Annotated in this window: 22 protein-coding genes; 3 read left to right on the top strand and 19 right to left on the bottom strand. The window is 48.3% G+C overall.

The window, feature by feature from the left end:
* Positions 1–104: 104 nt before the first annotated feature.
* From VN379_RS13600 to VN379_RS13660, 13 genes are all read right to left on the bottom strand, one after another.
* Entirely contained in the window at positions 105–662 is a 558-nt protein-coding gene (locus tag VN379_RS13600; protein ID WP_325534699.1) for a Fe-S-containing hydro-lyase, read from the bottom strand.
* A 13-nt stretch (positions 663–675) separates the two neighbouring features.
* The gene (locus tag VN379_RS13605) at positions 676–1,521 is read right to left on the bottom strand and encodes a fumarate hydratase (protein ID WP_325534701.1); all 846 of its coding nucleotides are present in this window, start codon (positions 1,519–1,521) and stop codon (positions 676–678) included.
* 14 nt (positions 1,522–1,535) lie between these two features.
* Positions 1,536–2,765 carry an NADP-dependent malic enzyme gene (locus tag VN379_RS13610; RefSeq protein ID WP_325534703.1) on the bottom strand — a complete coding sequence of 410 codons (1,230 nt, stop codon included), beginning with the start codon at positions 2,763–2,765 and terminating at the stop codon, positions 1,536–1,538.
* Positions 2,766–2,920: 155 nt separating this feature from the next.
* A complete protein-coding gene (gene citC, locus VN379_RS13615) occupies positions 2,921–3,967 on the bottom strand; it encodes a [citrate (pro-3S)-lyase] ligase (protein ID WP_325534705.1) in 1,047 nt (348 codons plus the stop codon).
* 132 nt (positions 3,968–4,099) lie between these two features.
* Positions 4,100–5,647 (bottom strand): citrate lyase subunit alpha, encoded by a 1,548-nt coding sequence (citF, locus tag VN379_RS13620; RefSeq protein ID WP_325534707.1) that lies wholly within the window; start codon positions 5,645–5,647, stop codon positions 4,100–4,102.
* A gap of 1 nt (position 5,648) precedes the next feature.
* On the bottom strand, positions 5,649–6,518 hold the full coding sequence (locus VN379_RS13625) for an HpcH/HpaI aldolase/citrate lyase family protein (RefSeq protein ID WP_325534709.1): 870 nt from the start codon (positions 6,516–6,518) through the stop codon (positions 5,649–5,651).
* Positions 6,518–6,808, bottom strand: a complete 291-nt coding sequence (citD, locus tag VN379_RS13630; protein ID WP_325534711.1) for a citrate lyase acyl carrier protein — start codon at positions 6,806–6,808, stop codon at positions 6,518–6,520. Before citD ends, VN379_RS13625 begins: the two co-directional genes overlap by 1 nt.
* 48 nt (positions 6,809–6,856) lie before the next feature.
* Positions 6,857–7,798 (bottom strand): alanine-tRNA synthetase second additional domain-containing protein, encoded by a 942-nt coding sequence (locus VN379_RS13635; protein ID WP_325534714.1) that lies wholly within the window; start codon positions 7,796–7,798, stop codon positions 6,857–6,859.
* 87 nt (positions 7,799–7,885) lie between these two features.
* Positions 7,886–9,133, bottom strand: a complete 1,248-nt coding sequence (locus VN379_RS13640; RefSeq protein WP_325534716.1) for a methylaspartate ammonia-lyase — start codon at positions 9,131–9,133, stop codon at positions 7,886–7,888.
* A 215-nt stretch (positions 9,134–9,348) separates the two neighbouring features.
* Positions 9,349–10,800, bottom strand: a complete 1,452-nt coding sequence (locus VN379_RS13645) for a methylaspartate mutase subunit E (RefSeq protein WP_325534718.1) — start codon at positions 10,798–10,800, stop codon at positions 9,349–9,351.
* A gap of 24 nt (positions 10,801–10,824) precedes the next feature.
* Positions 10,825–12,207, bottom strand: coding sequence for a methylaspartate mutase accessory protein GlmL (gene glmL / locus VN379_RS13650; protein ID WP_325534720.1), 1,383 nt, complete (start codon positions 12,205–12,207; stop codon positions 10,825–10,827).
* Positions 12,208–12,221: 14 nt separating this feature from the next.
* On the bottom strand, positions 12,222–12,632 hold the full coding sequence (glmS, locus tag VN379_RS13655) for a methylaspartate mutase subunit S (protein ID WP_325534722.1): 411 nt from the start codon (positions 12,630–12,632) through the stop codon (positions 12,222–12,224).
* A 5-nt stretch (positions 12,633–12,637) separates the two neighbouring features.
* A complete protein-coding gene (locus tag VN379_RS13660) occupies positions 12,638–13,615 on the bottom strand; it encodes a GntR family transcriptional regulator (protein ID WP_325534724.1) in 978 nt (325 codons plus the stop codon).
* A 335-nt stretch (positions 13,616–13,950) separates the two neighbouring features.
* Here VN379_RS13660 and VN379_RS13665 point away from each other — a divergent pair, with 335 nt between their 5' ends.
* The 3 genes from VN379_RS13665 to VN379_RS13675 all read left to right on the top strand — a co-directional run bounded on the left by VN379_RS13665 (position 13,951) and on the right by VN379_RS13675 (position 16,648).
* A complete protein-coding gene (locus VN379_RS13665; protein WP_325534726.1) occupies positions 13,951–14,376 on the top strand; it encodes a c-type cytochrome in 426 nt (141 codons plus the stop codon).
* Positions 14,377–14,388: 12 nt separating this feature from the next.
* Complete coding sequence (locus VN379_RS13670; protein WP_325534728.1) at positions 14,389–15,867, top strand: cbb3-type cytochrome c oxidase subunit I; 1,479 nt, start codon at positions 14,389–14,391, stop codon at positions 15,865–15,867.
* Positions 15,868–16,051: 184 nt separating this feature from the next.
* Positions 16,052–16,648, top strand: a complete 597-nt coding sequence (locus tag VN379_RS13675; RefSeq protein ID WP_325534730.1) for a cyclodeaminase/cyclohydrolase family protein — start codon at positions 16,052–16,054, stop codon at positions 16,646–16,648.
* A gap of 182 nt (positions 16,649–16,830) precedes the next feature.
* Here VN379_RS13675 and VN379_RS13680 read toward each other — a convergent pair whose 3' ends face one another.
* The 6 genes from VN379_RS13680 to VN379_RS13705 form a co-directional block, all read right to left on the bottom strand.
* Positions 16,831–17,205, bottom strand: coding sequence for an RDD family protein (locus VN379_RS13680; protein WP_325534732.1), 375 nt, complete (start codon positions 17,203–17,205; stop codon positions 16,831–16,833).
* 96 nt (positions 17,206–17,301) lie between these two features.
* Positions 17,302–17,778, bottom strand: a complete 477-nt coding sequence (locus tag VN379_RS13685) for a YfcE family phosphodiesterase (protein WP_325534734.1) — start codon at positions 17,776–17,778, stop codon at positions 17,302–17,304.
* Positions 17,775–18,383: an XTP/dITP diphosphatase gene (locus VN379_RS13690; protein ID WP_325534736.1), complete on the bottom strand. Its 609-nt coding sequence runs from the start codon at positions 18,381–18,383 to the stop codon at positions 17,775–17,777. Before VN379_RS13690 ends, VN379_RS13685 begins: the two co-directional genes overlap by 4 nt.
* Positions 18,384–18,385: 2 nt before the next feature.
* Entirely contained in the window at positions 18,386–19,129 is a 744-nt protein-coding gene (gene rph / locus VN379_RS13695) for a ribonuclease PH (RefSeq protein ID WP_325534738.1), read from the bottom strand.
* Between the two features lie 30 nt (positions 19,130–19,159).
* Positions 19,160–20,479: a histone deacetylase gene (locus VN379_RS13700; protein ID WP_325534740.1), complete on the bottom strand. Its 1,320-nt coding sequence runs from the start codon at positions 20,477–20,479 to the stop codon at positions 19,160–19,162.
* A complete protein-coding gene (locus VN379_RS13705) occupies positions 20,476–22,149 on the bottom strand; it encodes a hydantoinase/oxoprolinase family protein (RefSeq protein ID WP_325534742.1) in 1,674 nt (557 codons plus the stop codon). Before VN379_RS13705 ends, VN379_RS13700 begins: the two co-directional genes overlap by 4 nt.
* Positions 22,150–22,172: the final 23 nt, after the last annotated feature.

Raw genomic sequence — 22,172 nt, forward strand, 5'->3', positions numbered from 1 at the left:
CGTAGTCACAAAACATATTATACTTATTTTTTGATTGTTTGTCAAGCATGGATTTTACGTATTTTATAAGTTGCTGCCCGCACAGTGCGGGCAGCAACGCTAGTTTATAGGTCGCGGTATTTTGACTGGCCTTCAGTGTAAAAGTTGCGTCCCTCGCTGTCGATAACAACAATTGCGGGGAAATCTTCAACCGTTAACCGGGACAGTGCCTCCGGGCCAAGATCCTCGTAGGCCACGATCTCGTATTTCTTAATTGTCTTAGCAATAAGTGCAGCAGCCCCGCCGGTTGCTGCGAAATAGACTGCGCCATGCTGCTGCATCGCATTAACCACTTCAGGTGAGCGATAGCCTTTACCAATCATGCCCCGCAGCCCTTGCTCAAGTATCCGCGGTGTGTAAGCATCCATCCGGCCGCTGGTAGTCGGGCCGGCGGAACCGATGGCCTGACCTGGTTTAGCCGGTGCAGGGCCGACATAGTATACAATTTGGTCAGTGAAATCAACCGGTAATTTTTCACCAGCGTCCAATGCTTCCACCATACGTTTATGAGCGGCATCCCGGGCAGTATAAATAGTACCGGTAATGAGAACTAAATCGCCGGCTTTGAGTTGGCGGGCCTTGTCACTTGACAGCGGGGTGACAATCTTAATTGCTTCTTCCATTTTCCAGTCCCCCTTATAGTTCCACTTCGGCATGGCGGGTGGCATGACAGTTAATGTTGATAGCCACAGGCAGACCAGCGATATGTGTTGGATAGTATTCTATATTGACAGCAAGCGCTGTCACCCGGCCGCCAAGACCTTGGGGTCCTACACCGGTTTTATTAACCAGTTCTAAAAATTCCTGTTCAAGCTTAGCATAATCCGGATGGGAATTACGCTGATCAATCGGGCGCAGCAATGCCTTCTTAGCGATAGTTGCTGCTTTTTCCATAGTACCACCAATACCGATACCGACAACAATCGGCGGACAGGGGTTAGAGCCAGCGTTAAAAATGGTATCCACAAGGAACTTGCGGATTGCAGGCAAACCGTCTGATGGCTTGAACATCTTAAGGGTGCTCATGTTCTCACTGCCAAAACCCTTAGGTGCTAATGTGATCTTTATTTTGTCACCAGGAACAATACTTGTATGCAACACTGCCGGGGTATTATCACCGGTATTTTTACGGTTAAACAGCGGCTCGGCAACAACTGATTTCCTCAAATAGCCTTCGGTATACCCCTGGGCTACACCGGCATTGACAGCATCAACTAAACTGCCACCGGTGAGGTGTACGTCCTGACCAACCTCCATAAATATAACGGCCATACCGGTATCCTGACAGATAGGCATTTGTTCATCCCTGGCAATGCAGGCATTCTCTACTAATTGTCCGAGAATCGCTTTTCCCAGCGGGGATTCTTCCCGTTCCCGTCCTGCTTCTAATGCAGCGCGAATATCGTCAGACAGGTAATAGTTAGCATCAACAGCCAGCTTAGCGACAGCTGCTGTAATTTGTGAGACGTCGATTGTACGCATTCTTTCCTCCTTGCTTAGCGGTTCCGCTTGATACGCTCTGCTGTTTTTTCCCGAATGATTTCAGGGTCAACCTTAAGCCTGGCTACCCCGGTCTCCATGGCAGACTTAGCTACTGCAGCAGCAACTGCCGGGGCGACACGAGGGTCAAAAACATCAGGTACAATATAGTCTTCCCGTAGTTCTGCTTCAGGGATCAGATCAGCAATCGCGTAAACAGCGGCAATTTTCATAGCTTCATTGATTTGGCGGGCTCTTACGTCAATGGCCCCCCGGAACACACCCGGGAACACAGTAACGTTGTTTACCTGGTTAGGGGCATCTGAGCGGCCGGTTCCGGCAATCCTTGCACCAGCAGCTTTGGCTTCGTCATAGCTTATTTCCGGCTCAGGGTTAGCCATGGCAATAACAATAGCATCAGGATTCATATTCTTAATAATCTCTTTAGTAAATGCACCAGGGGCCGAAACACCGATTAGGGCATCCGCATTTTTAGAAACAAACTCCAGCTTACCTTCCAGTTTAGTCAGATTGGTAACTTTAGCAAGCTCAGTCTGAACCCGGTTCAAACCAGGCATTCCTTTATACAGGGCACCATGGATATCAACCATGATTACATTCTTCGCCCCGGCGTTAACAAGCAGGCGGCCAATCGCAGTACCGGCAGCACCGGCACCATTAACGATAATCTTGGCTGTAGCCAATTCTTTTTTCACAAAACGCAGAGCACTGATAAGTGCCGATACACCGGCAATCGCGGTTCCGTGCTGATCGTCGTGAAACACCGGAATATCCATTTTCTCTTTTAATATATCTTCAATGTCATAACACTTGGGTGAAGAGAAGTCTTCCAGGTTGATGCCCGCAAAGGTAGGTTGCAATAATCTTACAGTCTCAACTATTTTGTCCGGGTCTTTGGTATCGAGACAAATAGGTATCGCATCAACATCGCCAAATACTTTAAAAAGTACAGCTTTGCCTTCCATGACCGGCATAGCTGCTTCAGGGCCAATATCACCAAGCCCTAACACCCGGGTACCATCTGAAACAACGGCAATCATATTGCCACGACAGGTAAGTTCAAATGATAGGTCTTTATTCTCTTTAATGTCTTTGCATGGTTCAGCGACTCCAGGTGTATAGGCCAAACTGAGGTCATGCCGGGAAGACAGCGGTACTTTTGAGGCCACTGCCAGTTTTCCCTGATTGTCCCGGTGAAGTTTTAATGCTGCTTCGCGTATGTCCATAGTATAACCCCCTCGAATTTTGAGCAGTTTGACTAAACTAACCTAACTTCCTGAATTGATTTTTTACCCTCAGATAAAATCCGCTATCTCCTATATTACTGAATATGGTAAGCGGATTAAAGGGATTGTATGCGAATTACAGATCTTAAGCGATGTTAATGCCGTGAATGGCTATCCTTAATCCGGGCAATGACCGGCTGGGCATCAGGTGACATCAGATACCGGTATGTTGTCACAGGAACTAATTCTTTAACGGCAGACCAGTCATCCTGGCGGATAAGTTCCCGTACCCGCGAAGCACTAATCGCCTCGCCACCAGTGGTAATGCGGGGCATAATCTCCAGACCAATTCCGTGTTGAGGCAATATATCAGCTAACGCCTCATTATATCCAGAGGTTGTTGTGCAATATGGCTCGTCACCTACATAACGTCTGGTAATACCAAGGGCCGGGGCAATATAGCGGGCGAAGATTGTGGCATCAAGACGTGTTTGGGCTTTATTGGTAGCCTCGCCTTTCGTAAAATAGCTGGGAAATGTCGCTGCTGAAACAATATATTTACCAGCCGGCAGCACTAAAACATTGTTATACTCAGCCAGTCCCTCCCGGACTAACTGCAGGCGTACGGCAAAGGGAAAAAGCGATTTCTCTTCACTGACTACCAGGACAATAACGCCCTTGTTTTCGCTTACTGCCCGGGAGATTACTGCCTTGTGACCTAAGGTAAACGGATTACAGTTAACAACTAGCGCTGCCCTTGGGCCTGCAGGTAAAAGCGCGGCCGCTGTAGCGATTTGCCGGCAATAGTCATCAATAGAGCCTAAACCGGACTCCAGGAGAACGGCAAAGGGGTCGCTGCGAGCCACCTCTTTAAATCCTAATGCCGTAAACATGGGGGCGGCACTGGGTTTAGTATAGATGAAATAGTGGTAAATACCACGCTGCCCAGCCTGCTGCATGAGCTGACTGACAACATTGGCAGTCAGTCCCTCCCCCTGCAGCTTAGGTGAAACAGCAATATTGCGCAATACTTCCCCGGCTAAGGAACCGGTAGCAATCATCTCATCATTCTGATAGAAAGCAATGGTATAGTCGACAGCACCGTCAAAGGTCAGATCAAAACCGACCAAAAAAGCACGGACAGCCTCGACTTCCCGGTTACTATCCAGATTGATTTCCCGCAAATCATAGTTACCCCACATACCATTTACCCTCCTATACCGGTATAGCCGCAGCCAAAAGACCTTGATTGCCAAACCAGCGATGACCGCTGGCTGGAGTATTCTCCCCTTTGATCATCGCTAGCTTGTGTAAAGCACCTTATTTATCTCTGTCTATCTTACTTGCCTTACCACATCAATTACGGTGCCGTCACGGTACTCGACAACGGCAACAATTTTATCCTGAGTTGTTACGGTTTCAGGTACACCGGCAATTTTTTCTGCCAATGCCTTTAGTTCTTCTACAGTTTTCAGTGGTAATCCTGCCGCCTGCAATTTTTCGTATAAATCAGTACGGTGCGGGTTAACAGCTACACCGCGTTCGGTAACCAGCACGTCTACCGTCTCCCCGGGTGTAGTGGCTGTCAGGACTTTGTCCATAATGATAGGTAAACGGCCGCGCAGCAAATTGGCAACTACAATCGTCACCTTGGCCCCGGCGGCCGCATCACTATGACCACCGGAACCGCCCATAACAACACCGTCTGAGCCTGTTACCACATTAATATTAAAGCCGGTATCAATCTCAGTCGCCCCTAGCACAACCACATCCAATTTATTTACAGCAGCGCCCAGGTTAAACGGACTGGCATAAAAATCGGCGCCTACCTCCAAGTGATTGGGATTGGCTGCTAAAGAACGAACCGCGTCAAGATCAAACCCCTGCACATCGATTAGCTTTCTAAACAATCCGCTTTCCAGCATCTCAACCATATAGCCGGTTATGCCGCCCAGGGCAAAACTGCCGGTAACGCCGGCCTCTTCCATCATCTGCCGGACATAATAGGCCGCAGCTAATGACGCACCACCTGCTCCTGTTTGGAAGGAGAAGCCGTCTTTGATCAGACCGGTGGCTTTAATCACTTTCGCGGTCGTTTCAGCGATTTTAAGACCAACCGGGTCGCGGGTTATTTTTGTGGTACCGGACACGATACCTTTGGGATCGCCAATACAATCAACCTTGACAACATAGTCCACCCGGGTTTGCGGGATTGATATGGGTGACAGCGGAAACGGCAGCAAATGGTCAGTAATGGCGACAACATGGTCGGCATACTGCGCATCAGGAATGGCGTAGCCAAGTGAACCGCAGGCTGCGGGGCCTTCAACACCATTGATATTGCCATAGTCGTCAGCTGCTGGTGCAGCAATAAAGGCTACGTCAATTTTTAGCTGGCCGCATTCGATGGCTCTGGCCCGGCCCCCGTGTGTTCTGAGCACAACCGGACGGGGAAATACCCCACTGGATACCGCCTGGGCCACCGGACCGGACATATAGTTTGTATCAAGCCCTGTCACTACACCATTCTTAACATGCTCAACGATAGGCGCATGAACAGGGAATACCGAGCTTAGGGCAACAGTCAGGTTCTTAAGCCCCATTTTGGCAGCAACAGCCAACACCATGTTGACAACACCGTCACCATTTCTTAAATGATGATGAAAAGACAGCGTCATACCGTCAGTAACCGGGATACGCTTAAATACGGCGGCTAAGTCGTCGACCAGCTTGGGCTCGCCGGGCAAAATCCGTTTTACTTTTGGCGCCTGGCGCAGCATATCAGGCACAGTGGCAAATGCACCGGCAAAAGGCCTTACTTTGCCGTATCCTTCAACATATTCAGGCAGGTTACGGCCAATAGCGTTTGTTAATTGATTCATATTATGCCTCCTCTGCCAGGCCCAGCAAATGGGCCAGATACAAGATACGCTCAGCCCTGGCAACAATGGGGGCGTCAACCATTTTACCGTCAAGCGAAGCCACTCCTGAACCTTCAGCTTCAGCCTTGCGGATGGCTTTTATCACCCGCTTGGCCCAGTCAATCTCATGCGCAGTTGGGTTAAATACATTATGGATATCATCAATTTGCCGGGGGTTAATCGCCAGCTTGCCTTTGAAACCCAGCTGTTTGGCCAGCACAGTATCGGCTAGCAGGCCATCCCGGTCATTAACATCAGTAAAGGGCGTATCGATTGACTGAATCCCGGCAGCAGCGGCGCTGTTAACCACAATTGTCCGGGCGCTGAAAATCTCAGTACCTTCTTTAGTACGTTTAGCTCCCAACGATGCCGTATAGTCCTCAGCGCCAAAAGCCAGCGCCACCACCCGTTTATCGGCCCTGGCGATCCGATAAGCCTCAGCAATGCCGCACGGGGTTTCTAAGAGCGCGATAAGGTTAACCGGCGTTTGCCCCGGCGTTTCAGCAGCCGCCACCAGACGGGATACCTCCTGGATATCTTCCGGGCTTTCAACCTTTGGCACTAAAATGGCATCCGGGCGACAAGGCACAATCGACTTAATATCCTGCCGGGCAAACGTGTCAAGCGGGTTAATCCGCACTACTTTTTCACTGGCACCGTAGTCAATTGTTGTTAGTGATTGTGCAACCAGCAGCCGGGCGGCGTCTTTTTCTTGCGGAGCAACAGCGTCTTCAAGATCAAGAATAATGGCATCAGCCCCGAATACGCCACCGTTTTGCAGCATGCCAGGGTTGTTTCCCGGCATAAAGAGCATGGTTCGGCGCAAATCCATTATATCAGCTCCTTTTCAAGGATAACGCCAGCCCTGGAGAGGGCGGCCAGAGTGCGAGCCCGGATGGTGCAGTCAAGGGCCCCCCGGTCAACAGCTTTAATGTATATGTCAGTAACGTTTTGTTCAGCTACTATGGCAGCAATTGTCTTGTGAATAGCCTGACCGTATTGAGTGAGAACAATGCTTTCCAGCTCAATGTTTACACCACTGCCCTGAACACCGGGCGCCACTGTTATCATGATGTCGTTGGATTCAAGAGTACCGGCTTGCGCCGGTTTTAGTTCGTTCATAGTAACCTCCTTAAGAAAACAGGCTGATTAGCCTATCATTAATCAGCCTTAGCAATTGACGGTGTTTAAAAGATTAAACCCGTCAAGCGTATCGGACATTGGACCAACAAGGCCGATAATAAGGTATGTGCGGGTTTTAGGATCAAATTTATATTCAGGCATGAGACGGAAGTTTTCAATTTCCTCAGTATTGCGCACATGGGTACGCGGGCCGGAGCAGGACCAGGTCATGTCACCAATCTTAATATGGCCCTCATCACAATAGCTGATGTTTATTTCTTCATCGATCAGCTTTTTTACTTTACGCTCTACGTCTGCTAACGCCACCGACAATTCCAGCGGGTATTCCAGCACAAAGCCATGATGCACATCGCGATGCCGGAACTCCAATATGGCACCATAGTCGTTTACCAGGATGCGGGTGGTAAGATCTTCAGCCGTATGCGCCATTTTACGGTATTGCAGCGTTTTGACAACAACGTCACGGATTTCTTGCGGCACAGGCCCGAATACTGTCGGCCTGACAACAATAACCTCGCCACCAACGCCGATGAGCACATCGGCGTTAGTTTTGAGCAAGGGGTATAAAAGATCAAAGTGCTCGACAATAACCCGTTTGTCATGCGCCAGCGCCTGCCGGACAGCCTCCGCCAAAACGTGTATCTGCGTAAATGCCAGTTCAAACCGCATATCAATATGATAGGTATGGCTCGAGAAAAATCCCCTGTCTATATTCTTGAGCAGCGGCAACGGCCTGATGTTAACGCCATCATCATCGTTGGTAAGTTCCAAACCAGGGAACATCCCCTTCACCATCGATGATTTACCAGCACCCGCATCACCAATGATACCGATAAGGCGATCAAGCGGCGATAAATAGCGTTCACTCAACTGCTGCCCCAGGATGTACATCCGGTTGCGGCCACGGGGCGCAAAGTAGCTGGAATACATGAGTTGGTCGCCAAGACCTAGCGTAATAGTCGATTTCATGACAGGTCCCCCTCCTCTGAACTGCTAAACCCCTGTCAGCGTCTTCGATTTGTCTGGCACCCGGAACTTTCTAGCAGTTATTAATTTTTAATGTTTACGGGCATGGCGCACTGCAAGAATGCGCTGCATTTCATTATAAACAATCATGTAGCCTTCGTCTACGCCCATGCCAGGTTTAGCCAGCATTTGCACCGGTTGGGTAGCCATCGCGACATGGACGCACACCTCTGCCGAACGGTTAGTCTCATTGCAGGTGCCGCCCTGGTAAGCGCCAACGCCTTTTTGTTTGCAGTACAGTACAGCCTCAATGATATTGTTAATGCCGCCAAGGTCAGGGGTTTTAATTTGCAGCATATCACCGGCGCCTTTGTCGGCAAAGTCCTTAATATCTTCAAACGTGTTGCACCACTCGTCAGCTACAATTTCAACATTGATCTTCTCGGTATGGAGGCGGGAAGTAATCTCAGCAAGTACTTCAATCTGCTTTTCACGTTCTTCAACATCGACAGGTCCTTCAATGCGGAGTTTTAGTGGCGCAGCGGCTTGTTCGAGCTGACGGAAATATTTCACCATACGGTCAACATCATTGTTGAACGCCAGACCAATTGTGCCATATACATCAATATGCAATACCGGAGCATAGTCGGCAGTAGTCTTGAGCTTAGCCACGCGGTCACGCAGCCAGCCAACATATTCTAACAGCAGCTCGCCGTTTTCTCCCAGTTTTTCCTTAACATTATTGATAAGGCCATGGGGCAATACCTCGGCATGTTTAATAATCATTTTGTCAACATTATTATAACGGTCATCACCTGACTGGGTAAAGATAGCAATCTCTTTATCACTTACATGGGTATTATATTCATCAGCAATAACTTCACACATCAGCTGTTTTTTGGCTTTAGCCACAGCATCCAAAATAGCCTGGGTAACGCCATAACGCAGAGCGGTATGAATTCGTTTGCCGTTTTCGTAATTCAGGTTGTCAATCTCTTCAGCCAGTTGTTTGAAAGAAGCCAGCTCGCGGCCAACAAGACGGGGTTTGATCATCTTTTCAATAACCGGGATAAAATCTTCCGCCAGGAACAACGGATCACGTCCGCCTGCACCGCTATATTGAACGGCAGCACAATCACCATGAGCGATCTGGCCGTCTTCTAAAATAATCAGAACAGATACAGCCTCACCGGCCTGACGTACAGCCTTAAAACCATCAGTAACCGGTTGTCCAATATAGGTAAAGCCATCATGGGCAGCACCGGTTTTAATCGCCCGTTGATCATCAAAGTAAAAACCGGTACGGCCTTTTGCGCAAACTACATCATGTATTTTCATTGTATATCGCTCCTTATTATTCGTATAAAGATAACGCTAAAAAGGCGAGATTGCTCACTTTCGTTTACAATGACGGCAGGTGAGAACACTTTCTCCTAGTCATTGCTAACGCAACATGGCAATCTCACCTCTATATTTTGTTTAGCCCTTCATATTTGCAACTTGCTGGCTCACTAACTGACTTTCCGCTGCTTCAGTTAACTTAACTGGCGCACTTAGCGCGGGCGTCCTACCAGATTACCTTTGGAAATAGCGTAGATATCATCAATAACCATTTGGAAGCTGGGTGTACGGCCTTCGGCCTTGGCCCGCTCAGCCATCTTGTCCTGGTGGAAGGTAACAAGGTCTGGTGTAAACGGCAGATTGCCGACATCAAACAAGCGTACAGCGCCGTTATTATCACGGGCAGGCAGAATCTTATTCAGGCTGAACTTGCTAGGGGCAAACGGCACGTCAAGCACACCGGCTTCAAAAGCACGAACCGCACCGACCGCATAATCGCCACCACCCAGTTCAAATACCTTATCCAGTATGCAACGGGTCTCAGCTTTAATGATATTGATTTCAATCTCTAACTCAGTTGTAATTGGGAAAGCCTGGTCTTTCAGCATGTTAATCATTTGCTTAGTAGTACGAAGCCCCTGAGCGTTGGCCTCCTTAGTCGGAATACCTAAGGCTTCATGCGGGGTCTTAACAATAACTTTAGTGGCCTTGGCCAAAGCGGCCGTCGCTGCACCCCAGGAAATAACGCCGAACGCTTTTGCTTCATCTTGCGGGAAGCCGCCCATCCACTGATGGAATACGGTAGTAAGTACGCAGTCATTGAAGCCATGTTTGTTCATATATTCTTCAGCAAGCTGTTCCAGGGCGCGGATAGCGGCAATGTCCTGAATCAGATTGCCGCACTGGCCATAACCCAGGGTAATATTCTTTACGCCTTGTTCGGCAGCAAGAATACCTTCGATGATAGCTACCGAGTGAGAAACACTAGGTGGTACCAGGGTGCCTGTTAAAGGTCCAAATGGTTCGCGGTTGATTTCAATGCCATGTTCGGCATAAATTCCAATCATACGGTCGCAGTACTGCCAGTCATAGATAGTTTTTTCTAAAGAAACGCTTTTAGCATAGGGGATGTTATAGGAGATACCGCCACCTTCATAGGAGGTGTAGCCGGCAGCAATGGTTATTTCTCCTAAGAGACGGGCATCAGGGGTGCCATGACGAACCTGCAGCGGTGCATCAACACTTTCAACAACCCGGCGTACGCCAGTCACACCGTGGTTAACAGCCGGGAACCCGTTTAACAGGGAACGCCCGGCTTTTAGGCTTTCCTCAATGCCGTTTTGCGCTTCTTTGTATTGGTTCTGACGGGTATAGCTGTCAATCGTGCTTGGCAGAAGGTCAGCTTCCCCTTCATTTTTCAGGAAGTTCAACAGGTTAATATGTTCATCGATCAGCGCAACACCAGCGCGCGGCTGAGTGAGAGTTTCACCGTTTTTCTTAGCTTTAACCAGGCGTTTGGCAAAATGGCGTTTGGCCGGAATGGCTTCGTGGTATTTTACGGCTTCTTCAAAATTCACCTCTTGACCTGTCGGCCAGTGTGTAAGGACTTCCTGGCGGATAGCATAAAACTCATCATGAGTCCACTTTTTATTTTTAAGTTCCATGTGGCAAAAGCCTCCTCTAATTATCTAGTTCCTGATAATGTATTTTTTCATCATTCGTATCGCCACGGCAGGATATTCTTCTCCTAAAAGACCCATAGATGCCATGATGTAATCCTGGTCAATAAAGAACTCGGGTTGCTGCGGCTTGAGTACCTCAGGGCTATCTGAGTCAAACAATATGCCCTTTAATATCTCCTCAGGCTCAGGGTTGTTGACAATAACCCCGCCTGTACCGATAACAGTGCCAACTTTGGTCAGATCCTTACCATTTTGGATATGACTGATGCCAAAAGGCGTATAGTAAATAACCAGATGCCCCACATGTCTGTCAGCGCTCAGCTTCACACAGGCTTTACCCATGGCAATCTCAATTGCCGCTTCAGCCTCAGAGTCTGGCAGATAATCGATATCAGCCTCGACTTTGGCAACATACGCAGCTGCTTCCTCGGGAGTAACGCCGGCATAACCGGCAATCATATCAGCCCCGGCTGCTTTTAACAGGGCACCAGCGCTGTAGCGCATCCCTAAATCGCCCTCAACCGTACGTTTACCAAATGGTTCAGCCAGCCCTTTTAAGGACACCCCGCCCACTGTGGGATCACCCTTGGCAATGGAATATACATCAGTAGTTGCCCCACCAATATCCATAACCATTAAATCGCCCAGACCTTTTTCCCCATTCCCGCCCTGGCTTAACAGCTCGGCGGCTTTCAGAACAGCAGCCGGTGTCGGCATAACCAGCCTGTCAACCATTTTGTTGGCCCGGTTTAACCCTTTAGCCTCGATGATGCGTTTTAGAAAAATATCGCGAATGACAACACGGGCCGGTTCAATATTGAGTTCATCCAGTTTGGGCATAACGTTCTCAGTAGGCCGCACTTCAGTCAGTTTTGCTGACAAAATTTTAACTACTGCCGGCGTAACCGACTTGTTGCCAGCGACCACAACCGGGACGTCCATACCAAGCTCAGCCAGCATTTTGGCATTATGCACAATGACTTTCTGATTGCCACCATCGGTACCGCCTGCCAAAAGTATAATATCCGGTTTTAGCTGGGCTATTTCTTCAATCTCATACTCACTCAATTCATGACTAAATACCTTTAGTACCTTAGCACCGGCACCTAACGCCGCGCGTTTAGCCGCTTCAGCAGTCATTTCCGGCACCAAACCGACAGCGATCATTTTTAAGCCACCAGCGGCGCTTGAGCAGCCCAGCACCTGACTGAATTCAAGTTTGCCAGTTCGCGTAAACAGCGCCTCCAGCGCCTGATTAAGACCATCCATGATATCGGTTCCAACAGTAGTAATACCCCGGGCAGTGCCTAGTACCTGTTCTTGTTCAATATCTACAGCTGTAATTTTGGTATAAGTACTGCCGAAGTCTATGAGCAATACATTATTCAAAATACAAGACCCCTTTATATTAAGTCTGCTTGCAGGTCGGCAAGTACTATGTCAGGCAGTGTGCCTGGCTCATACACCTTGTCATACCCCATGGCGAGAAACTTTTCTTCAACCTCTTTAAAATCTGTTTTGCCGACAACGAGGTTGCCGCCAACATAGAGCAGGATATCTTCAATACCGGCTTCACGGCAACGGTCGCGTAAACCGCGGCAATCAATCTCGCCATGCCCATAAAGTGAAGCCACCAGAATTGCTTTAGCGTCAGTTTCAATGGCGGCGTTAACAAATTCCTCTTGCGGAACCAGTACGCCCAAGTTAATTACCTCATATCCGGCAGCGGTAAGCGCATGATTGAGGATTTTGTTGCCTACAGCGTGACAGTCAGCGCCAATTACGCCTAATATAACCTTTACCTTGTTTGTCATTTCCACTACTCCTTTGCTTTATCAGTCTCAGCAACCAACCGGCTAACAACCTGCTGGAGCGATCCCTGGTCGATTTCATAATAAAAGGTGATGATCTCCTGTGCTTCTCCCGCAACCTGGCGTACAATGGATTGCATCGCGTCAGCAGTGACAATTACATGATCATTCGCGATACACTGTTTTACCTGGTCCCGATCATTACCAACACACGGTATTAACTTGATGCCGTTGCAACCAATCTTGGTCAGGAGCCGGTTGAGCGCTGTTACAAATTCGTCGGTTTTAGCGACAACAGTCACCGCAGTGCCTGCAGGCAAGCGGGCTAGCTTGATTACCGCCTCCAGGTTTGGTGTAGTAGCCACAGCCATCAGCTTAGTACTATTGCCGATAATTTCAGCAACAGCCGCCTGATGTTCTGTTGTGGTCACTACCAAGTCACAAGCGGCAAGAAACTCCGGTTTAACAGTACCTGTCATTAATTCGCCCAGAGTAATTGATTCAAAGCGTACTTGGGTAACTTGTCCAAGCTGTGCTACAAACCGCTCGACATACTCTAAGGTGCAATCAACAACAGCCACCCTGAGCTCCCTGACAGCAAACTCCTTTTCCTTGGCCCGGATGGCGACAATAGTTGCAAACTGATCAACGGTAAAGCCGAATTCAACCACTTGCAGCATAGCCGCATCAATGACCTTAAGCGCCCGTTCCAGCCTGCTTCCGGCAATATCGGCCCCGGCAACCATGGGGTCAGCAGTTTGTTCGCGAACAAATGTGCCACGCCCTTGCTGCGCCTCAAGTACCCCTTCTAAAAGCAGTTCTTTGTAAGCTGCACTAACAGTATTGCGGCTAATGCCAAGTTGCTCTGAAAATTGGCGCTCAGTTGGCAGCTTGTCCCCGTGTTTGTAATAACCTGTCTTTATTTTGTCCAAAATGTGTGCTTTCACTTGCAGGTAAATGGGTACACCAAGTTTTTGTACAATCACAGCCATCATCCCAATCAATTGGATTAATGGATTAATCCAATTTAGTTCTACATTATTATTATCCCATAGCATGTGCCAAAAATCAAGAACATTCTGCTAGAAATTCCACCTAGAAAAGAAAATCCGCTGCAATTGCGGTAATGTTCATACACATTCTTTGCAAGTTGCAACAGATCTACTCAGTATTACCAATCGAAACCTGCCCCGGGGCTTTTGTCCCTGCTATTTTGAGAATAAAATAAAGGCAAATGTGCAAGTTAACTGATACGAGGGCGGGGTTGCAATAAAAACCTCAAATTATATCATACTATTACCACCAGCAAGGAGCAGGAATCATGAAGATTGGCCATAAAGGATTTTTAGCTATTCTCCTTACTTCTATGGCTACATTTACCTGGTTAATATACTATTCGATAACCGGGGATAACTTGCAACCAATACCGCCCGAGGCAGAAAGAGGAAAAATAGTATTTCAGCGAAAAGCTTGCATTGAATGTCATACCCTCTTTGGAAACGGTGGATATTCAGGCGGTGATCTTACTAAAACATATGAAAATCTTGGCACAGAGGCGCTAAAAAGCTACTTAATTTACCCTCCGGTGATAAGCGGATCAATGAACAAGAAACATATTCAATTAACCGAAGAGGAAGCAGACAATATTCTTGCCTATTTTAATTTTATCAATTCGATGGAAATTTTAGATTGGCCGCCTCGCCCCATATTTGAAAGCAAGGTACCTTCGCTATCCAAAAACCGTTAGGGAGTTAATCATTTGTTTCGATCACAACATCTAAGCTATAAATATGCCCTAGTCGCCTATCTGTTTTTTGGCCTGCAAGGGGTGGTGGCAAGCGGCGGAGCAATAGAGCTTGTCTTTCCTGACATAGCTTTACCTATTTCGTATTCAAACGGAAGGGCATTTCATTTGAATATTAGTATGTTTTGGCCCTTGATAGGAATGATTGGGGCCATTTATTTCTTTTTCTGCCAGGAGGCAGGTCGGGAAATTTACAGCTTTCGGTTAATTGATCTTAACTTTTGGTTATTGACAGGTACTGTAGGTTTAATATTAGGATCGCTGCTGTTAGGCTTTAATGAAGGCAGAGAGTACCTTGAGGCCATTTGGCCTTTGAAATTGGCTATTGCTGCCTCTGTGCTATTGCTAGGCTATAATCTGGTACGTACTTACCTGCTTTCAGGTGTTCCCAGAGGGCGGGCTACTCTTATTAGTATTTTGGCAGGTAGTTTTACACTAATAATTTTTTATGTACCCAATATCCTGTCATATAGTCACCCAACAGTTGATGAAATAACGAAGTTTCTGGTTGTTCACTTATGGGAGGAAATGTCCTTAGAATTGATCGGAACAGGGGTATTGTCAGCTTTATTGATCAAGGTTACCGGAGCAGAGCGACGGGTGGTAGAAACCGCGATATATTTAGAGATAACATTTGCAGCCTTAGCCGGGATATTGGCCACCGGGCATCATTATTATTGGATAGGGGTACCAGCCATATGGCTTTGGATTGGTGGCATTTTTAGCGCCATGCAAGTCTTGCCAGTGTTGTTATTATTATATACTGCCGTAAAGTCTGCTAAGTTTAGCAAATTTTCCAGTCTGTCATATCGTGACAAAATAACGACCGCCCTGGTTGGCTGCAGTATGTTTTACCATATTTCCGGGGCCGGATTTTTAGGGTTATTTATGGCTTATCCTCCCCTAAACCGGTTTGTACATGGCACATATATTACTTCCGCTCATTCGCACTTTGCATTATTCGGCGTATTTGGCTTTCTGGTCCTGGCCATATGCTTTTATATGCTTTTTACCGAAGTGTTACTTACCCCCAAAATGTACCGGTGGTGCTGGATAGCCTTGCTTGCTCTAAACTCAGGATTGTTAACTATGGGGCTTGGCCTATTACTTGCCGGTGGGCTGCAGGCCTACTGCTGGCGAGTCATCGGGCTAAGCATCGGGGATACAAATCAGTTGATAAGACCATATCTTTTTATTAGGATGTTTGGTGGCCTTATATATTCGGGCGGCAGTATACTGCTTACCTTCATTGTTGTAAAAAGCATATGGTCAAAACTCAGGGTTCTATTTCATAAGAATGGGAAAATAGCCAAACTAACCGGTGACGATTTAAACAATACACAAAAGCTATTGCATTGTTTAGTACAAAAGGAGAAGGAAGCAGAGCTTTTATTAATAAGAATTAAATATCTTTCAGACCGGTTGCGAAGATAAAATAATAAGCGTTAATAAAAGGGGAATTATTCCCAAGAAGCTCGAATTAGTGATTAGAATCACGGTAATTCGAGCCTTTTTTGTGTAAGATAGTACTATGCGCACTATATGTCAGGCTGGTTTAACAGCCAGCGCCCCTAGCTACCCACGAAGGGATAATTTGACGGAAGGGAGGCTGAGTAGCATGCTTACACATTTAAGTATTATAAATTTTGCCCAGAAAGTGGCTTCATCAAAATCTGTCATGCCGGCAGGAGGTTGTGTTACTGCGTTATCAGGTCTTATGGGGGTTTCTTTGATTGAAATGGCGATAAGCTCTTCCTATGGATATCCAGGGGCAGAAGAATTTCTCGTGCTTTTTAAAAAGACACAAGTACGTTTGGCCATCATACATAGCAACTTGTTAAGCTATATTGATAAAGATGCGGAAGCCTATAATAAGGTAATTGCTGCCTATAAATTGAAAAAAACTACCCTCGAAGAAGAAAAAAGGCGTAGAGCGGCCATGCAAACAGCGGCTTTAGAGGCTACAGAAATACCCTTAAAGGTAGCGTGTGATAGTATTGAAGCCCTGGAATTCGGTATAATGCTGCTAACAAAGGTCAAACCAAGTGTGCTTGGTGATTTGCAGGTGGGTTTATTGGTGAGCAAAGCGGGTATTGAAGGTTCTCTTACTGCTGCAAGATTAAATTTGTCGCTTATCAAGGATAAGCAACTAATAAAAATTTTACAATCCCGGATCGATGAGCTACAGTCTAAATTAGATAACTGCAACAAGTAAAATCATGTGGTTCTTTATTAATTAATCCTAAGTGATCAAACGGAACTGTATGGTTTAAAATTACCCAGATAGAAGACCAGCTAAACGTCTGTACAATATAAGCTGATAAAGGAGTCAGGTCAGAGACCTGCTCCTTTATCAGCTTTTTGCTTACATAAGCGTATTTAATTAAACTGTTGCACTCACTGTACCTTAACAACCAAAGTATCTGCCAACCGGTCTCCCAAACGCTGATTATTTACAGATGTCCATATCAGCACCGCACCCACAAGATAAACAAATAAGCCATCAATAAGCCTACAGGCAGTACGAACAGCTGCTGCATTCAGATCACAAGGAGTCCCGTCAGTTTTCACTACCTTAAGCCCGCACAGCATTTTACCCGGAGTAGCACCATTATAGCTTTCGAAATAGGTGTAGTAACAAAAGCCGATTAGCATCGACCATAGATAATGGGCTCCGCCAAGCCCAGCCGTGATTGCTCCACCGATTACCGCAAGAATAATACCGTCAACAATTGTAGATAAAGCACGAATGCCAACGCCAGCTCCTTCCATCTCTGCTTCACCCCCAATACTTTACTATCGCCGTGTATTAATATATGCCCTGATCCTTATGTAAGTGCAAAAAGAAAACCTTGCCGTATGGCAAGGTTATAGTTCCCTGATAAGTCCCTCAATAGTACCATTTGCATTTATCTCTAAAAGGCCACAACCTGGTTTTGATCCACCGCGCGGCGCTCTCGGGCTGCCAGGATTAAATAGCAGTATTCCGTCATGATGGTGGTTGTATGGAATATGGGTATGACCAAACACCACCACATCAACACCATATTGTCTGCCCCACCAAGCCAGTTCATTTACGCCATATTTTACATTATACCGGTGTCCGTGGGTCAGCCAGATTTTTTTACCGGCCAGTTCGATATACTCATCGGCCAGTACGGCATTGGTCCGGTCGCAATTACCCGCAACAACCGTCACCGTCAGGCCTGTCATCTCAGCGAGCCGCCACCCATCCCGGTAATAGTCACCGGCATGCAGCCAATGTTCAACCGGACCGGTGGCAGCAATCACTTGTTTTAAAATACCTACGTCGCCATGACTGTCACTGACAACGCCAATTCTCATTTTTCTAACGCCGCCAGTTGTTTGACCAATGCTCTTATTGCCTGGCCGCGGTGGCTAATTGCATTTTTCTCTTCATGCGACATTTCAGCCAGCGTACGGTCTATTGCCGGCATCAAAAACAGCGGATCATAACCGAATCCTTGCTCGCCGCGCGGCGCATCGAGAATGACCCCTTCTACGAAACCCTCGGCAGTAAGGAGAATTTTCTCTGCATCAGCCAATGCCAGCACACAGCGGAATCTACCGCTGCGCTTCTCAGGAGGCACGCCAATCAAATTATCGATCAGTTTTTTATTGTTATCCTGATCACCGGCATGTTCACCCGCGTATCTTGCCGAATACACCCCCGGTTCACCCTTTAGATAATCAACCTCAAGTCCCGAATCGTCAGCCAGACACAACTTGCCTGTTAAACGGGCGTAGAACTCTGCTTTGGCGCAGGCGTTCTCAGCAAAAGTTTCACCGTTCTCCGGTGCTTCAGGAAAATTACCTAAATCAGCTAATGAGGTCACTTTATAAGGCAGTGTGCCTAACGCTACTTTAAACTCGGCCACTTTCCCGGTATTTTTGGTGGCGACAATAATCTCTTTGATTACCTGCTGCACTCTTATCCCTCCCGGCCCACTTTCCATGCCAGCTTGCCAAGCGTTTCTTTTTGGATATCCAGTAGTTGTTCAATACCCTGGCCACCGACAGTCAGCATCTCATTTAACTGGGTCTGCGTAAATGTTCCTTTTTCACCTGTTCCCTGGACTTCAACAAACTGACCACTGCCAGTCATGACCAGGTTCATATCAACAACAGCGGTTGAGTCCTCACTGTAGCACAAGTCAAGATAAACTCCGGCAGGTAAAACACCAACACTGACAGCCGCTAAAAAGTCTTTCACTGGAAACGGCTTGGGGCTCTCCCCCCAAATGCTGTTTATGGCATCAACAAGCGCCACAAACGAACCGGTAATGGCGGCAGTCCGGGTACCGCCGTCAGCCTGCACAACATCACAATCAAGCCATACTGTCTTTTCCCCCAGCGCCTTAAGGTCAATGACACTCCGCAAAGCTCTGCCGATTAACCGCTGAATCTCATGGGTCCGTCCAGTCAACTTGCCTCTGGCAGCCTCACGCACATTACGACTCTGAGTCGAGCGCGGCATGAGCGAGTATTCCGCACTGACCCAGCCTTCGCCTGATCCCTTTAAGAACGGCGGTACTTTATCTTCAATAGTTGCAGCGCAGATAACCTTGGTATCACCAAATTCAACAAGCACTGAGCCTTCAGCATATTTTAAATAATTGCGGGTAATCTTAACTTTTCGTAATTCATTAACTGCACGTCCGTCTGCTCTGGTCATAGTGACCTCCTCAAAAGATAGATATTTTTCTTAAACTTTTTCTAATGTATCCTGCTCTTTGTCCTGAAGAAAATAGTGGTCATGCCTGCCGTCTTTTTTTGCTTTATGTACGGCATCTTGCGCCTGACTCCGGCAGATTCTGCAGCTCTGGCGGGGGATAACAGCAGCAAAGGCTGATTTTGTCCCGAAGGGAGCGCCTTCGGCTTGCGTTGATACGGTCTGATAGCCATGGCAGTGTGGGCAAAGCCGTACTGTTTCACTCTGCTGTTCCTGAATGCCGCTATCATCATAATAGATATTCCGGTGCCGCTGCCAATAGTCTCCGGTTTTGGCAACAGCCTGGCGCCGGAGTTCATCCCGCCCACTCCAGACTTCCTGCCACTGAGCTACCAGCCTGGCAATATACTGGGTATTGGCCTCAGTTTGACGCGGGCAGCGCTCAATATCCGGTTCTACCACCCGGCTGTAATCCAGGCCGGCCATAGCGAGGATTATACCGGTATTAACGTAGGGCAGTGCATCTTCGATTGAATAGCCGCCTTCAAGGACAGCAATGTCGGCGCGCAGCTTCTCTGTCAGACGCGCATAGCCCTGGGCTGTAATCGCCATATTGGCCAGCGGGTCGCTGTAATGATTATCCTGCCCTGCAGAGTTAATAATCATGTCTGGCTTAAAATCTTCCAGCATTGGTAAAACAAGCTGATCAAGCACATAATGAAGACCCTTGTCCGTGGTTCCGGGTGGCAGCGGGATGTTGACTGTGGAGCAGAATGCCGCCGGGCTGCCCAGTTCAGACATCGCACCGGTCCCCGGATACAACGTACGGCCATCCTGATGCAGGGAGATAAATAGTGTATCCGGGTCATGATAAAAAATATCCTGCGTACCATCACCGTGGTGAACATCGGTATCGACAATCGCCACCCGCTTAATTCCGTAATGGCGCCGGAGATATTCTACCATGATCGCTTCAATGTTGATCGTACAAAACCCCCGGATACCATGCACCACCCGCATGGCATGATGCCCGGGCGGGCGTACCAGCGCAAAGGCATTACTCACTTCCCCGCGCATAACGGCCTCCGCAGCGGTTATCGCACCGCCGGCTGACACCAGGTGAGCGTCGGTAATCAGCGGAGCGATCCCCGGCACCCCGATATGGACGCGTTCCGCATCCTGCAGTTTAGCAAGCTGCGGACGGTATTCTCTAATATTCGGCAGATCCAGCAGACCCTCTTCAACAATCTGGTCACGTGTATATAGCAGGCGTTCTTCACGCTCCGGATGAGACGGTGTTATCGCCCAGTCAAAAGCGGGAAAGAACACTAACCCCAGCGACTTATCCCTCATAGTCCCGCCTCCTGCGCACATACCGGCATCAATACCCCTGGTTTTACCTGCAGTCTGCAGGTCATAATCTTACCAATGGTGTTAAACCCGCGAATGACATTAAATTCTTCCTCATACAGCCGCTCGCTATGAACAGCAGCCTCTGCCATTCCGCCCGCCGTCGCCCGGTCACCAAGATGAACCTCTGCTGCAGCCCAGGCCTCTTTTAGCGTAAACCGCTTCTTATCAACTTGCTGCTTAATGCCCAACTCAGGTACAGTATAAAAACCCTGCGCAGTATCGGCCCTAAGAGTAATTTCTGTCGTCGACCGGGCTGAGGCCGCACCTACGGCATTAGCAACCATATACCCCTGAGGAACCTGCCACGGCAATTCCAATTGCTCAGCTACCAGTGGTGCAAGCCCCAGAGCGGCACCACCTACACCGATAATAAGTTCTGGCTGATACTTTTCTCCATACATAATATCTTCAACTTTGTACACAGGTTTTGTCGCCTGCTCAGTCAGCATCTCACGTATTGTCCGGCACACAGTGCCTGTCGCCACCCGCAGGGTTGCCCACGCTGCATCTTCCGGCGTCTGGCCGTCTGCAGCGACCTTGGTCATAGCATGCCTGGCAAGCTCCAAATCACCATAGTCAATCAACCGGGCTACCCGGAGCGCATCAGACACAGCAGGTTCCGGCCCGCCGTCGGACATCGCCGGGCCGCGCCGCATAGGCCCGACCGCAAGGCTGCCATTTTCCCGGCGGACGTAGCTGTCACCACCAATGCCCACTGAGCGCAGCCAGAACGAGCGTACCGCCGTCGGATAGCCGTTCACACTAGCCCCACCTGGCGCAAATAGTGGCACACCCTTTTGCCATAAGGCGATATCGGTTGTAGTGCCGCCGATGTCTAACGATATTGCCGGTTCTGCCGGGTTAGCCAATGCCATAATACCTAGCACACTGGCCGCCGGTCCGGTAAAGATAGCCTCTACAGGCCTAACCTTAGCTGCTGCCAGCGGCATTGTACCGCCATCAGCCTTCAAAATATAGACAGGTGCACTGATTCCCCGCTCGGCCAGCGCCGCTTCAGTGGCGACAGTAAACTTATTAAATATTCGCCACACGGCTGAGTTATAATAGGCCGAATTAATCCGGCGAAGATAATTTAAGGACCCGGAGACCTGTGTTCCCAGTGATATATAAGCAGGTTTCAGATACTCCTCCACCCACCCGGCCACCAGTTGTTCCTGCGCCGGATTGCGCACGGCAAACTTGCCGGCCACAGCCGCTACGGTAGTACCGCTTAGCTCACGGCAAATAGCAGCGACCTCTGTTCTGTCCGGCGCAGCCCTCCCCCGGCCACGATGATCGGTATACCCTGACAAAAAGCAGGGTTGGGCCGGCACCAGTCCGGTAAGGTTAAGCCCTGGCCCAGTCATTAATAACAGGGCTGCTTTATCAGTCTGTCCCTCCACCAGGGCATTCGTCACAATAGTTGTTGACAATGCCACCCGCTCTATCCGGCTTGCATCAAGGTCCCCAAGTACCTTGTCAATGGCTGTTACAATACCACTTAACAACGCCTTGTGCGTAGTTGGAGTTTTCGCTGACGCCAGAATGCGGCCATTTGCAATGATTACCGCATCAGTAAAGGTTCCACCCACATCAATTCCCAGCAGCAAATTGATCGCCTCCAAACCATTTT

The sequence above is a fragment of the Sporomusa sp. genome, from assembly GCF_035561255.1.
Taxonomy (GTDB): domain Bacteria; phylum Bacillota; class Negativicutes; order Sporomusales; family Sporomusaceae; genus Sporomusa.